This window comes from Leisingera sp. ABM4_103 (assembly GCF_056158685.1).
On sequence record NZ_JBSWTU010000005.1, the window covers coordinates 1,257,348 to 1,270,418 of the forward strand.

The following is a 13,071-nucleotide window of genomic DNA, read 5'->3' on the forward strand; positions in this document are numbered from 1 at the left end:
AGAGTTATGAGAAGATCTGGTGCCGGTGATAGGACTCGAACCTACGACCCCATCATTACGAATGACGTGCTCTACCAGCTGAGCTACACCGGCGCCGCTGGTTTCATAATGCTGGGTGGTGCCGTAGGCAAGCGAAATTGCCGCGCCGCCAGCGGCGGCATAAGACCTTTTCGGGCCAGGCTGCAAAACTTGGAAAACCTTGCTTCCAGCCTGCTATTTCCATTTGACGCCCCTTGCGAACCGCCTTATACGCCGGTCCCACGACACCTGCCCAGGTGGCGGAATTGGTAGACGCGCTAGCTTCAGGTGCTAGTGTCCGTATGGACGTGGAGGTTCGAGTCCTCTCCTGGGCACCATTCCCCCTGCATGTAAATTCAATATCCTGCCCGACTGACCGGGGATCTGAACATGTGCCCGCGCAAACCAGCGTGGCCGGCGCAGTTGAGTTTGAAGGCCAAAGCGCCTATTTCCTCTCCAGCCCCTGCCGGCGCGATGATCATCAAAAGGGAATTCCAGTGGCCAACCACCTGTACAAAAACGACCTGCCCGACGGGCTGGACCTCGGTCCCGTTGTCGCCATCGACTGCGAGACCATGGGCCTGAACCCGCACCGCGACCGGCTTTGTGTGATTCAGATGTCGGGCGGCGACGGCAACGCCCACATCGTGCAGGTGGAAAAAGGCCAGACCGCAGCGCCCAATCTGTGCCGGATGCTGGAAGACCCGAATGTGCTGAAGCTGTTCCATTTTGGCCGCTTCGACATTGCCGCCATGTACCACGCCTTTGGCGCCCTAGCCGCGCCAGTTTATTGCACCAAGATCGCCAGCCGCCTGGTACGCACCTACACCGACCGCCATGGCCTCAAGAACCTGACCCAGGAACTGCTGGGCGTCGATATCTCCAAGCAGCAGCAGATGAGCGACTGGGGCGCCGAAGAGCTGACCGAGGCGCAGCTGGACTACGCCGCCTCCGACGTCCTTCACCTGCACAAGCTGCGCGAGGCGCTGGACAAGCGGCTGGCCCGTGAGGGCCGCACCGAGATGGCCCAGGCCTGCTTTGATTTCCTCCCCATGCGCGCCAAGCTGGACCTGGCTGGCTGGCCCGAAACGGACATCTTTGCCCACTCATGACCGACGCAGAAAAATTCCTCGTCACCGCGCGGCAGGTGATCACCGATGAGGCCAAGGCGCTGAACACCCTGGCCGAAAGCCTGGATGAGCGCTTTTCCGAAGCGGTGCAGCTGATTTTGCAGGCCAAGGGCCGCATAATCGTCAGCGGCATCGGCAAGTCCGGCCATATCGGCCACAAGATTGCCGCGACCCTGGCCTCCACCGGCACGCCGGCCTATTTCGTGCACCCGGCTGAGGCCAGCCACGGCGATCTGGGGATGCTCTCTGAAGGCGACGTTGTGGTGGCGATCTCCAACTCGGGCGAGGCACCGGAGCTGGCCAACCTGCTGGCCTTCACCCGCCGCTTTGCGATTCCGCTGATCGGGCTGTCCAGCAAAATGGACAGCACCCTGATGAAACAGGCCGACGTTCACCTGCAGATCCCCTCGCTGGGCGAGGCCTGCGGCTTTGGCATGGTGCCCTCGATCTCCACCACGCTCACCCTGGCGATGGGCGATGCGCTGGCGATTGCGCTGATGAAGCACCGCGATTTCCGCCCCGAAAACTTCCGCGACTTCCACCCGGGCGGCAAGCTGGGCGCGCAGCTCAGCAAGGTGCGCGACCTGATGCACGCAGGCGACGCCCTGCCGCTGGTCAGCGGGGACACCCCGATGGCCGACGCGCTGATCGAGATCAGCCAGAAGGGCTTCGGCGTCGCGGGCGTGGCAGCTGCCGACGGTTCGCTGGCCGGCATCATCACCGACGGCGACCTGCGCCGCCACATGGACGGTCTGCTGAACAAGACAGCGGCGGAGGTAATGACAACCGGCCCCGCCACCATCGCCCCCGGCGCCATGGCGCAGGAGGCGGTCGCGGTAATGAACCAGCGCAAGATCACCTGCCTGTTTGTCGTCGATCCGGACAATGGCCAAAAGGCTGAGGGCCTGTTGCATATCCACGACTGCCTGCGCGCAGGCCTGGGCTGACTTGAGCCAGAGGGAGCTGACAATGGACAGCCATTCCAGAGCCGTTGCCTATCTCAAGGTGCTGCTGCCGCTGGCGGCCCTGGTTCTGTTGTCCACCCTGTTCCTGATCTCGCGGGGAGTAAACACCGAGGCGGTGATCCCCTTTGCGCAAAAAGAGATCGAGGACCGGATGAAAGGCCAGCAGGTCACCGCTCCCTTCTTCTCCGGCACCACTGCGGGCGGGGATGAGATCATGGTCACCGCCGCGCTGGCGCGTCCCGGCGGCGACGGCACCCCGGCGGTCGCCAGCGATCTGTCCGCCGACATCCGGCTGGCCCAGGGCGGCAGGATCACGCTGGCGTCCGAAACCGGCGCCATTCACCCGGGCCGGGACATGGCGCAGTTTACCGGCAAGGTGACAATAACCTCCGCCGACGGGCTGATTGTCGAAACCGAGGAGCTGAACACCGCGCTCAGCGGCCTGGAAGCTGACAGCCCCGGCCCGGTCCGCGCTACCGGCGCCATTGGCGAGCTGACTGCGGGAAATATGCACATCGGCGTCAAAACCGAAGGCGGCCCTGTCCATATGCTGTTCAAAAACGGGGTGAAGCTGCTATATGATCCCCAGCAACCGGAAAGATAACCTGTGTCCTATTTGCGCGCCCTGATTTTCTGCCTGCCGCTGGCGGTTCTTCCCGGCCTCGCGGCAGCGCAAACGGCCTCCGTCGCTTTTGGCGCCGTCAAGGCCGACCCCAGCCAGCCCGTCGAAGTCACTGCCGACAACCTGGCGGTCAACCAGGCTGACGGATCTGCCGAATTCACCGGCAATGTTCTGATTGTGCAGGGTATCATGCGGCTGTCCGCCGACAACGTCCTGGTGATCTACAAGACCGCGGACGACAGCGGCGCCAAGGCCGGCATCGAACGGCTTGAGGCGACCGGCAATGTGGTGCTGGTCAGCGGCCCCGACGCCGCCGAGGCAGAGCGCGCCGAATATACCATTGACAAGGGCACCATCGTGATGACCGGCAATGTGCTGCTCAACCAGGAAAGCGGCACCCTGGCGTCGAACCGTCTGGAGGTAAACCTGACCTCGGGCACCGCGCAGATGGCGGGCCGGGTGAAGACCATCCTGAACCCGAACGGCGGCAGCAACTGATGGCAAAACCCAACCTGACCGTAACCGAAGGGTCCTCCGGGCTGCGTATCGAAAAGCTGCGCAAATCCTACCGCAAGCGGGTGGTGATCCGGGATGTCTCGATGTCGCTGAACCGCGGCGAGGTGGTGGCGCTGCTGGGCCCCAACGGCTCCGGCAAGACCACCAGCTTCTACGCCATCGCGGGCCTGGTGTTCCCCGAAGCGGGCACCGTCAGCATCGACGGCCAGAACGTGACCGGCCTGCCGATGTACCGCCGCGCCAGGCTCGGCATCGGTTACCTGCCGCAGGAAATGTCGATCTTCCGCGGCCTGTCGGTCGAGGACAACATCTCCGCCGTTCTGGATATCTCGCAAAAGCACGAGCACAAGCGCCGCGAGCGGCTGGAAGAGCTGCTGTCGGACTTCTCGATCGAACATCTGCGCCGCGCGCCCGCGCTGGCGCTGTCCGGGGGTGAGCGCCGCCGGGTTGAAATCGCACGCTGCCTGGCCGCCGATCCCAAGTATCTGCTGCTCGACGAACCCTTTGCCGGCGTCGATCCGATCTCGGTCGGCGACATCCGCCATCTGGTGGCCGACCTCAAGAAACGCGGCATCGGCGTGCTGATCACCGATCACAACGTCCGCGAAACGCTGGAGATCGTCGACCGCGCCTATATCCTGCACGACGGCCAGGTTCTGATGTCCGGCAGCCCCGAGGAAGTGGTCGAAAACGAGAACGTCCGCCGGGTCTATCTGGGCGACAATTTCCGCATCTCCTGAGCCGCGGCGCGGGCAGCGTACACCCGGAAAAACTGCTTGAAAGACAGGCTTCTTTTTTCGGCGATATCCATTGACTCTCCCGCTGTCTTGCCGTCGAATTGACCCATGGCATACGCGCAGTCCGATGCAATCCGCTTACCAGCCTTGGCAACAGGGCCCGGATGGATGCACCCGGACGGCTGGCCTGCCCCCCGGTTCCGGACCTGACGTGACACCGCCAAGCTATTGCCTTGGCGGCGGGCCCGGCCGCAATAATTTGTGAAGGAGATCACATGCGTTATAAAATCAGCGGTAAACAGATCGACATCGGTGAAGCTCTGCAAACCCACGTGCAGAACGAGCTGGGTTCGGCCGTGCAAAAGTATGCCGAACGCCCGACCGACGCGGCTGTGGTCTTTTCCCGTTCGGCGCATGAATATGTGTGTGAAGCCACCGTCCATCTGTCGACCGGACTAAGCGCTCAGGCCAAGGCGCATGCAACGGAGATCTACGCCGCCTTCGAGGCCTGCTGCGAAAAGATGGAAAAGCAGCTGCGCCGCTACAAACGCCGTCTGAAGGATCACCACAAGGACCGCAGCGAGCCTGTTGAACATTTGGGCGCTAACTCGTATATCCTCGCGTCTGAGGAAGCGGAAACCGAACCGGACTCGCTGCAACCGATCATCGTCGCCGAAATGGAAACCCGCATTCCGTCGCTGTCGGTGGGGGAAGCGGTGATGCAGATGGAACTTGCAGGCGCCCCGGTTCTGGTCTTCCGCAATGAAGGCAAGGACGGATTGAATGTGGTCTACCGCCGCGAAGACGGCAACATCGGCTGGATCGATCCGTAAACACATCTAAGGCATCGGCGCCCCCGCCGGGGCGCCGGAACGGAGCAGACACATGCAGATTTCCAGCATCCTCAAGCCAGAGGCCGTCCGGGTTATCGGAGCGGCCTCAAGCAAGAAGCGGTTGTTTCAGGAAGTCGCAGATATTGCTCAGACGGCCTATGGGCTGGACGCCCAGCCCACTGTCGAGGCCTTGCTGGACCGCGAGAGCCTCGGCCCCACCGGGGTCGGACACGGCGTCGCCCTGCCGCACGCCCGTCTCGACAGCATCAGCGAGGTCTGCGGCGTTTTCCTGATCCTCGAGAAACCGCTGGATTTCGGCGCCGTTGACCGCCAGCCGGTGGATATCGCCTTTGCCCTGTTTGCGCCGGAAGATGCCGGCGTCGAGCACTTGAAGGCGCTCGCCCTGGTCTCGCGCACCCTGCGGGAGCAAAGCTTCTGCACCAAGCTGCGCGCCAACCACGATCCGGCGACGCTCTACACCATCCTGACCGAGGATCAGTCGGTCCAGGCCGCCTGATCCCCGCATCACACCTCAACACGCCCGATAATCCCGCTGGCCAGCCGGACAGCATTCAGCCGCGGCTCCATGGGTGCGGCCACCGGCCGGCGCTGCGCCATTTCCGCAAGCGCTCCCGCCCGTCATCGGCCGCCGTCCGGCGGCGCTCTTCCCGTTGGGCCGGGCATGGGCCAGGGCCTGCGGCCCAGCCCCATGCAGCAGCGCCCTTTGACCCGCTCTGAGTGCCGGCGCCCAGCCCAGCGCCAGCCGCCGCGCCGCACCTGTGCGGCGCCGGGCCCAAGGCCGCCAAGGGTGTTTGGCGCAGCCAATCATCCTGCGGGCGCGGGAGAGCCCCGCCCGCCTCAATGCTGCCGGATCAGCCTGCGCGCCAGGGGCCGAAGCCGAACGCCAGGTAGTCGCGCTGGTACACCGACGCGATCAGCGCCTCCAGCTCAGCGTCATAGATATCCTCCAGCGCATAGGGCCGCTCCGGCGCCGCAGCGGGCACCGGCCCGGGCTCCATCCGCCCCAGTTTCCGCGCCAGGGCCGGCAGATCCTCCGCCATCTCCGTCTCGCGGATCAGCAGGTCCGGCACCCCGACCCCGGCAAAGCCCTCCAGCGCCTGGCTCTGGCTGGCCCATTCCGCGTCCAGCCGGATCGAGGTCTGGCCCGCCAGGCTGGCCCGCACGAACTCCAGAAAGACCGCGAACGCCTCCCTGTGCTGCGCCCGGGTATAGCCCTCGTCCGGGCCCGCCTCCGGCACCGCCAGCCCGAACTGCCGCCGCAGCGTGTTGCGGATCTGCCGGTAACTGCCTTCGCCCGCATTCAGGATCCGGCGGCAGAACACCGCATGCGCCCGCGCCGCCGGATGCCGCAGCACGGTAAAGCTGCGGAACCCCGTGTTGCCGCGTTTCCACTGGCGCAGCTGTTTCTGGTTCATGCCCCGGATCAGCCCGTCCGGCGCGACCCGGTCCAGCCCCGCCATCCACTGCGCAACCTCCGCCGCCGGCCCGCCTTTCAGCGGCAGATACAGAAGCGGCGTTGCCACGCCCGCCACATAGCCGGGCACCGCCGGCCCGCGGCGCGGCTCGAAGTTCGGCGTGCGGGTCAGGTTGAACCGGTCCAGGCCCGACAGCGCCTCCTGCATCTCATCCGGATTGGCCACCTTGGCCAGCACCGGCGCCGGGTTCTGCCGTTTGAGGCTCTCATCCAGCGCCTCCAGCTGCTGCGCCACCCCCAGCCAGCGGGCCAGACCGTTCATCACCTCGACGCTTTGCAAGTCTTCATAAGCCACATAAAACGCCGTCTGCCCCAGCGTCTGCAGCCGGTTCAGCAGCGTGACCTGAAAATCCTGCAGCACCTCCACATGGGCGGCAAACTCCGCCGCATCGAACCGGGCCTTGGCCTCCTTGCGGCGTTTGACATTGGTCAGCTTCCACTGCCCCGTCTCCTGGGCGATCTTCCACGACACGTAGCTGTCCAGCGGGTTGCGCGTGAGGATGATCTTGGCGCAGCGCGGATCCTCCAGCATCCCATCCAGCACCCGCGGGTCATGGTCATGGAAATAGCGAAAGCCCCCCAGCACCCCGCTCTGCGCCTTGATCTCCTCGATAAGCCGCGCCGGATCCGCCTCGCGCATGGCCTGAGTCACGCCAAGGATTTCCCCTGAATTCGGGTAGCCGATGAAATGCGGGTTGAAGGCCTCGCCATGGCAGGTGAGCCCGTCAAAGGCATTCAGATTGGTCTCCAGGAAATTGGACCCGGTCCGCATTTCGGCAAAGACAACAAAGTAATCAAAGGAAGGAGAAGACATCGGGAATTATCGCACCAGATAGGGTTTGCGCTGCGGTTTGGAGTGGCGGACCAGGCTCTGCCCGACCGGGAAATCGCCCATCAGATACGGGTGCATGCCCTGGTTCTTCAGATTTTGCAGAAACTGGCCAAAGCCCTCAAGATCCGTCATCGTTGGCGCCTCGCTCAGATGCCGCACCGCCACCTGGCCGATTTCACCGGCAATGGTCTGCAACGGTTCCATCGGCGCTTCGGCAAATTCCGCCATGCTCCAGATCCGCACCCGCGCCTTGGTCCATTGCGAACGAAGGATCTTAAGCTGTTCCGCCTCAATCTGCTGCAGCCGGGCCGCCTCCTGCCGGAGTTCCGCGAAACTGCGGTCTGACTTGAACAGCGGCACCGCCCAGGCGCCACTGATCACCGAGACCTGCGCATTTGCATCCCGCGCCACCAGCCAATTCACTGCTTGATTGCCGCTCGGGCCGAACTGGAAGCACTGGCGCTCGCCGCGGGTGTTCCAGATCAGGCTGGTGAGGAAGCTTTCCGGGTTGTAATCCCGCACCTTGGGATTGCCGTTCAGGCAGCCGTTGATCTGGCTCTGGCCCTGAGAGAATTCCGCCCCTTCCGGCGCAAAAAGGTGCCCGTGCACACGGGCCCCGGTTGTGCGGGCCAGCCAGGATTCGAAATCCTCGAACAGCTCGGTAAATCCCTGAAACACCGAATAGGGGCTGGAGGTGACACCGTTCTCCGACCCCCGCGAGGGAAACCGGCTTTGCATGTACAGGCCGGGCCTGCCGCGGGTGCGCCGCTCCACCGCCTTGGCAAAGATGCGGTCGATCTTGCCCGGGTTCGGCTCCGTCCTTTTCATCGCGCCGGCAGAGTCGGTCAAAAACGCCTGATAGAGCCGCTCTGCGTGCGGCCAGATCTTGCGCGCGACAAAGCAGTCGGACCGGCGCAAGAGCTGCAGGTGATCATCATAGAAGATATGCGGCTTACCCTGAAAATCGAACTTGCTGAGCGTCAGCGAGCGGCTCTCGATATTGCTGGAATACAGCCGCGCCAGAGTTTGGAAGTAGCTTTCGTCCGGGATCCAGACCTTGCGGAAGTAGGCGTCATAGACCGGCCGCTCCGCGTCCTCCAGAATTGCCGACAGGGTCTGCCGTGTCAGGCACCACCACTGGCTGCCCATGTGCGGCACCAGCCCGGCGGGGATCCGGCGCCGGATGCGCAGCTTGCGCTGCAGGTCCACGTAGCGGTCAAACATGAAGCGGTGCCGTTTCCAGGAGAACGGAAACCGCAGGGTGAACCGCTCCTGGCTCAGGCCGCCGACAATCCAGGGCACATCGGCGGTGGTGGCGCTTTCGATGAAATCAGTGTCCGGCCGGGCCGCCAAATAGTCGATCAGCTCCTGCACCGGGCGCAGCGGCAGGCAGGAGCCAGAGGCGAGGTAAACATGCTGCACGCCGGGAAACTCCGCCAGCATCACCTCGGAGGCTGCTTGCGAGGCGGCGACGATACCCCAGGTTCCCCATTCGCAGCGGTGACGGGCGGAAAAGCGGACCAGCGGATTGCCGTTCAGCGCCTCCTTGAAGCGGTCGAACACATGACGGTCGACCTTGCTGTCCACATGCAGCACCACCGGGCAGCCGCTGGCGGTCCAGTGCCGGGCCACCTGCTCCGCGCGCTCCAGCGCGGTGTGGACCAGCATGACAACGCCAACCGTGCTCATGCCCAGTTCCCTTTGGACATCAGCCCCAGGATCTCAAGCTGGCGCCAATTGATGTACTTCTCGCTCCATTTGCACCACAGCTCCGGCTGTTCGGACAGCTTACCGGCATAAGCCTTGTACTCCGCCGAGCCGGCATAATGCTGGCCGCGCACCAGCTCCTCCTCCGCCTTGCCGCTGAAGGTATCGAGGAACTTGGTATGCAGCAGCGCGCCGCTCGCCTTTTCACCGCCGTCCGTCTCATAGACCTGGTTCAGCCCGCGCGGCAGCAGCGCATGTGTGGAGCTGGCATAGGCATAGCGGCGGTGCCATTTGACCAGCGGGATCTTATTCAGCGCCGGTGCCTTCCTGGGCTGATCGGCAAAGAACACCCGCGCCCGCGGCCCGCCCTGGATCCACAGGTTGCCGTATTCCGGGTTGTGGCTGATGGTGTAATTGCCGCTGTCGAACCAATGGGCAATCTCCAGCGGGTTCTGCCCGGCCTGATACGGCACCTCATCAATCCGGCCCTTGGGATAGACGTCCAGCAGCATCGCCGAGAAGCTGCGGATCGCCGAATTGTCCAGCCAGTCGGTCAGCGCCCGGATCGGCCGTGTGTCGCAGAACGGATAGATAAAGAACTCATCCGGATCGACCACCAGCACCCAGTGCCCATGCGCATATTTGCGCTTGAGGTAGTTCATCCAGTCGATGCCAAAGCCTGCACGCTTATAGCTGGCGGTGGTGTGCCACAGCGACACGTCCTCCATCCCGCGCAGATAATCAGCGCTTCCGTCGGTGGAGCCATTGTCCACGAACAGGAAATGATTGATCCCCAGACCGCGGTAGTATTGCAGGAAATACGGCAGCCGGATCTGCTCATTGCGCATGGTGCAGACCAGCAGGATATCGCCGGGACGGATGGCGCGGGTGTTGTCCTGAACAGGCTGCAGCTCACCGGACTTGCGCACCGCGCGGACCAGCCGCCGTTTGCGCCGCAACCGCATCCGGTAAGAATCCCAAAGCCCCACGTCTACTCCAACTCGCTATCCCAGGAGCGCCCCGGCCTGCACGGGCTTTTCTTGAACCCGCTTCAAGCTTCCGCGCAATATGTCACGCGCATAGTCTATTAACAATGAATTTAGAAACAGTTACGCGGGCGTACGGCGCAGCTGCAACAGTCCCCCGCGCCCCGTCACCAGGCGGGTGGCGTCATCAGACCCAGCTCCGCCAGCTGGCCCGTGCCGCGCAAGCGGACAGATCCCTGGTGCCACATATCCGGCGCATCCGTGATCCGGTCATAATAGCCGTCAAATTGCTGCGGCGTGTGAAAGTGCTGCCGGCGCTGTTTCTCCGTTGCTGATTTGGAAACAATCTCCGGCAGAAACTTCGTGTGCAGCAGCACCCCGGACGGCGCCGTGCCGCCCGGGCCGTCATACAGCGCATTCAGCCGCCGCGGCAGCAGCGAATGGGTGGAGTTGATATAGGCATACCGCCGGTTCCAGCGCACCAGCGGGATCTTATTCAAAGTTGGCGACCGCTCCGGCTCCTGCGGAAAGAACACCCGTTCGCGCGCTCCGCCCTGCACCCACAGATTGCCCATCTGCTGCTGCCGCACTGAGCGGTAAGGCCCGGCGTCAAACCACTGCAGCACTTCGCACGGGTTCTGTCCCGGCGCATAGCTCTGCGCCCCAAGCGGCCCCTTGGGATACAAATCCAGCATCAGCGCGCCAAAGCCGTCGCGGCCGTCCTGCGCCAGCCGCTGGGTCAGGGCGCCGAGCCCGTGATCCTCCATGCCTGAATAGACCAGCAGCTCATCTGCATCCACGGTCAGGCACCAGCGCCCGTGGCCGTAGCGGATCAGCAGCCATCCCAGCCAGTCGAGGCCAAAGCGGGTGTCCCGGTAACTGCCATCCGCATGCCATAAGGAAACATCCGGCTGCGCCGCCAGCAGCCCGGCGCTGCCGTCGTCACTGCAATTGTCCACAGCCAGGAAATGCACCGCGCCCAGGCGGCGGTAGTATTCCAGGAAGTAGGGAAGCCGGGTGATTTCATTGCGCAGCACGATAAAGACCAACACCCCCTCCCGGGGGATCTGCGCGGTGCGGTCTGAAACCTTGGCCATCTGGCGGCGGGCCCGCAAAGCCCGCCACAGCATCCGCCGCCGCTTCCACCGCATCCGGTAGGCCCCTGTGAGGCCCAGCGGCGGCAGCTCAGGGGCGGCGGGGCCAATCATGCTCAGGCCTCGTAGTGGCCCGTCTTATGCCACTTCCAGGCATCGGCGATCATCACCTCCAGGGTGGACCGCCGCGGCTCCCAGCCCAGTTCGGTCACCGCCCGGGTCGAACCCGATACCAGTTTGGTGCAATCGCCCGCCCGGCGCGGGCCGGTGTTGCACGGCACTTTATGCCCGGTCACGGCCTCGGCCTTGTCCATAACTTCGCGCACCGAGAAGCCCGACCCGGTGCCCAGGTTAAACACCTGGCTGCCCTTACCGTCTTCCAGCCACTTCAGGCCCAGCACATGCGCGTCCACCAGGTCGCAGACATGCACATAGTCGCGGATGCAGGTGCCGTCCGGGGTGTCGTAGTCGGTGCCAAAGATGGTCAGCGCGTCGCGCTTGCCCGCAATCGCATCCAGCACCAGCGGCACCAGATGGGTTTCGGGACGGTGGAACTCTCCCACCTCCGCTTCAGGATCGGCACCCGCTACGTTGAAGTAGCGGAAGATCACCGAACGCAGCCCATGCGCGGCGCCAAAATCCTTGAGGATATCCTCCACCGCGCGCTTGGAGGCGCCATAGGCATTCAGCGGCAGCTGCGGGGTGTTTTCGTCCAGCACCACGTTGTCATGCTCGCCATAGGTGGCGCAGGTCGAGGAGAAAACGAAGTCCAAGCAGCCCGCCGCCACTGCGGCCTCCACCAGGTTCAACGAGCCGCCGGTGTTGTTGGCCCAGTAGCGGCCCGGCTCGCTCATCGCCTCGCCGACCTGGCTCAGCGCAGCGAAATGCATCACTGCCGCCGGCTGGTACTTGGCAAACACCTCATCCAGCCGGGCGCGGTCATTCAAGTCGCCCTTCTCGAACGGGCCGAATTTGACCGCGTCCTGCCAGCCGGTCACCAGGTTGTCGTAGGTTACAGGTGTATAGCCCGCCGCCTTAAGCGCCTTGCAGGCGTGCGAGCCGATATAGCCGGCACCGCCGGTCACAAGGATATTCGTCACTGTCTCTGCCCCATGCTGGGCCGCCCCCGGAAGGGCGGCCAGATCGGTTACTGCGCGGCCTTTCCGACCTGCGCAATTTCGGTGATGTAGCTCATCAGGTCGTCCCGCAGCTCATCGCGCGCCAGCGCAAAGGCCACAGTTGCCTGCAGGAAGCCCGCCTTGGAGCCGCAATCGAACCGCTGACCGTTGAAACGGTAGCCGTAAACCGGCACATCCTGGGCAATGTCCTCGGCAATCGCATCGGTCAGCTGGATCTCACCGCCCGCGCCCTGCTTCATCTTGTTGAGGTTTTTCAGCACAGATGGCGCCAGGATGTAGCGGCCGATCACCGCCAGGTTCGACGGCGCCTCTCCGGCTTTCGGCTTTTCCACCATGCCGTTAGCGGCAACCACTTGGCCCATATCATCTTTGACGTCGAGCACGCCATAGGAGGAGGTCTTCTCCGGCGGCACTTCCATTGCCGCAACCATGTTGCCGCCAGTTTCCTCGTAGGCTTCGACCATCTGCTGCAAGCAGGGCTTTTCCGCCGCGATCACGTCATCCGGCAGGATCACAGCAAAGGGTTCGTTGGCGATCAGCCGGCGGGCGCACCAGACCGCATGGCCCAGGCCCAGCGCCTTGTGCTGGCGGATATAGGCGATGGCACCGGATTCCATGTCGGTGCTCTTCAGGATGTCCAGCAGATCATCCTTGCCCTTCTTGCGCAGCTCCTGTTCCAGAACCGGCGAATGGTCGAAATAATCTTCCAGCGCACCTTTGCCGCGCGAGGTGACAAAGATGAACTCCTTGATCCCAGCGGCGCGCGCTTCGTCAATGGCGTATTGCACCAGTGGCCGGTCGACCAGGGTCATGATCTCTTTCGGGACGGACTTCGTTGCCGGCAGGAACCGTGTCCCCAGACCCGCAACCGGAAAAATTGCCTTAGTTACTTTTTTGCGCATGGCGTTCTCTCAATACTCAAATTCCAGACCTGACGGCTCAATCCCGCATCACACGCGGGAAAGCTGGCGCGCGTCATGCCCGGCTCTTTCCAACA

General features: G+C 63.6%; 13 protein-coding genes and 2 tRNA genes. 8 read left to right on the forward strand and 7 right to left on the reverse strand.

Annotation, left to right across the window (positions count from 1 at the left end):
• Positions 1–17: 17 nt before the first annotated feature.
• Positions 18–93 (reverse strand) — tRNA-Thr (locus tag ACXAED_RS07570).
• A gap of 176 nt (positions 94–269) precedes the next feature.
• Between ACXAED_RS07570 and ACXAED_RS07575 the strand changes: the two genes are divergently transcribed.
• The 8 genes from ACXAED_RS07575 (at position 270) to ACXAED_RS07610 (ending at position 5,338) form a co-directional block, all read left to right on the forward strand.
• Positions 270–356, forward strand: a tRNA-Leu gene (locus ACXAED_RS07575).
• A 159-nt stretch (positions 357–515) separates the two neighbouring features.
• A complete protein-coding gene (locus tag ACXAED_RS07580) occupies positions 516–1,130 on the forward strand; it encodes a ribonuclease D (protein ID WP_475048369.1) in 615 nt (204 codons plus the stop codon).
• Positions 1,127–2,095, forward strand: a complete 969-nt coding sequence (locus ACXAED_RS07585; protein ID WP_475048371.1) for a KpsF/GutQ family sugar-phosphate isomerase — start codon at positions 1,127–1,129, stop codon at positions 2,093–2,095. Before ACXAED_RS07580 ends, ACXAED_RS07585 begins: the two co-directional genes overlap by 4 nt.
• A gap of 22 nt (positions 2,096–2,117) precedes the next feature.
• Positions 2,118–2,717, forward strand: a complete 600-nt coding sequence (gene lptC, locus ACXAED_RS07590) for an LPS export ABC transporter periplasmic protein LptC (RefSeq protein ID WP_475048373.1) — start codon at positions 2,118–2,120, stop codon at positions 2,715–2,717.
• A gap of 3 nt (positions 2,718–2,720) precedes the next feature.
• A complete protein-coding gene (gene lptA, locus ACXAED_RS07595) occupies positions 2,721–3,233 on the forward strand; it encodes a lipopolysaccharide transport periplasmic protein LptA (RefSeq protein ID WP_475048374.1) in 513 nt (170 codons plus the stop codon).
• Positions 3,233–3,991 (forward strand): LPS export ABC transporter ATP-binding protein, encoded by a 759-nt coding sequence (gene lptB, locus ACXAED_RS07600; RefSeq protein ID WP_259967740.1) that lies wholly within the window; start codon positions 3,233–3,235, stop codon positions 3,989–3,991. The genes lptA and lptB overlap by 1 nt, the downstream gene beginning before the upstream one ends.
• Positions 3,992–4,263: 272 nt before the next feature.
• On the forward strand, positions 4,264–4,821 hold the full coding sequence (gene hpf, locus ACXAED_RS07605; RefSeq protein WP_475048377.1) for a ribosome hibernation-promoting factor, HPF/YfiA family: 558 nt from the start codon (positions 4,264–4,266) through the stop codon (positions 4,819–4,821).
• Positions 4,822–4,873: 52 nt separating this feature from the next.
• Positions 4,874–5,338 (forward strand): PTS sugar transporter subunit IIA, encoded by a 465-nt coding sequence (locus tag ACXAED_RS07610; RefSeq protein WP_475048378.1) that lies wholly within the window; start codon positions 4,874–4,876, stop codon positions 5,336–5,338.
• A 355-nt stretch (positions 5,339–5,693) separates the two neighbouring features.
• On the opposite strand, the gene ACXAED_RS07615 is transcribed toward ACXAED_RS07610, so the two are convergent.
• From ACXAED_RS07615 to galU, 6 genes are all read right to left on the reverse strand, one after another.
• Positions 5,694–7,130 (reverse strand): nodulation protein NodH, encoded by a 1,437-nt coding sequence (locus ACXAED_RS07615; RefSeq protein ID WP_475048381.1) that lies wholly within the window; start codon positions 7,128–7,130, stop codon positions 5,694–5,696.
• A gap of 6 nt (positions 7,131–7,136) precedes the next feature.
• Positions 7,137–8,837 (reverse strand): DUF5927 domain-containing protein, encoded by a 1,701-nt coding sequence (locus ACXAED_RS07620; RefSeq protein WP_475048383.1) that lies wholly within the window; start codon positions 8,835–8,837, stop codon positions 7,137–7,139.
• On the reverse strand, positions 8,834–9,820 hold the full coding sequence (locus ACXAED_RS07625) for a glycosyltransferase family 2 protein (protein ID WP_475053046.1): 987 nt from the start codon (positions 9,818–9,820) through the stop codon (positions 8,834–8,836). Before ACXAED_RS07625 ends, ACXAED_RS07620 begins: the two co-directional genes overlap by 4 nt.
• A gap of 188 nt (positions 9,821–10,008) precedes the next feature.
• Positions 10,009–11,049, reverse strand: coding sequence for a glycosyltransferase family 2 protein (locus ACXAED_RS07630; RefSeq protein ID WP_475048385.1), 1,041 nt, complete (start codon positions 11,047–11,049; stop codon positions 10,009–10,011).
• A 2-nt stretch (positions 11,050–11,051) separates the two neighbouring features.
• Entirely contained in the window at positions 11,052–12,035 is a 984-nt protein-coding gene (gene galE, locus ACXAED_RS07635) for a UDP-glucose 4-epimerase GalE (RefSeq protein WP_475048387.1), read from the reverse strand.
• A 47-nt stretch (positions 12,036–12,082) separates the two neighbouring features.
• Positions 12,083–12,976, reverse strand: coding sequence for a UTP--glucose-1-phosphate uridylyltransferase GalU (gene galU, locus ACXAED_RS07640; protein WP_475048389.1), 894 nt, complete (start codon positions 12,974–12,976; stop codon positions 12,083–12,085).
• Between the last annotated feature and the right edge of the window lie 95 nt (positions 12,977–13,071).

Coding starts and splice junctions, on each gene's coding strand:
- ACXAED_RS07585 (WP_475048371.1), top strand. CDS start 1,127: ATGACCGACGCAGAAAAATTCCTCGTCACCGCGCGGCAGGTGATCACC.
- lptC (WP_475048373.1), top strand. CDS start 2,118: ATGGACAGCCATTCCAGAGCCGTTGCCTATCTCAAGGTGCTGCTGCCG.
- lptB (WP_259967740.1), top strand. CDS start 3,233: ATGGCAAAACCCAACCTGACCGTAACCGAAGGGTCCTCCGGGCTGCGT.
- hpf (WP_475048377.1), top strand. CDS start 4,264: ATGCGTTATAAAATCAGCGGTAAACAGATCGACATCGGTGAAGCTCTG.
- ACXAED_RS07610 (WP_475048378.1), top strand. CDS start 4,874: ATGCAGATTTCCAGCATCCTCAAGCCAGAGGCCGTCCGGGTTATCGGA.
- ACXAED_RS07615 (WP_475048381.1), bottom strand. CDS start 7,130: ATGTCTTCTCCTTCCTTTGATTACTTTGTTGTCTTTGCCGAAATGCGG.
- ACXAED_RS07620 (WP_475048383.1), bottom strand. CDS start 8,837: ATGAGCACGGTTGGCGTTGTCATGCTGGTCCACACCGCGCTGGAGCGC.
- ACXAED_RS07625 (WP_475053046.1), bottom strand. CDS start 9,820: ATGCGGTTGCGGCGCAAACGGCGGCTGGTCCGCGCGGTGCGCAAGTCC.
- ACXAED_RS07630 (WP_475048385.1), bottom strand. CDS start 11,049: ATGATTGGCCCCGCCGCCCCTGAGCTGCCGCCGCTGGGCCTCACAGGG.
- galU (WP_475048389.1), bottom strand. CDS start 12,976: ATGCGCAAAAAAGTAACTAAGGCAATTTTTCCGGTTGCGGGTCTGGGG.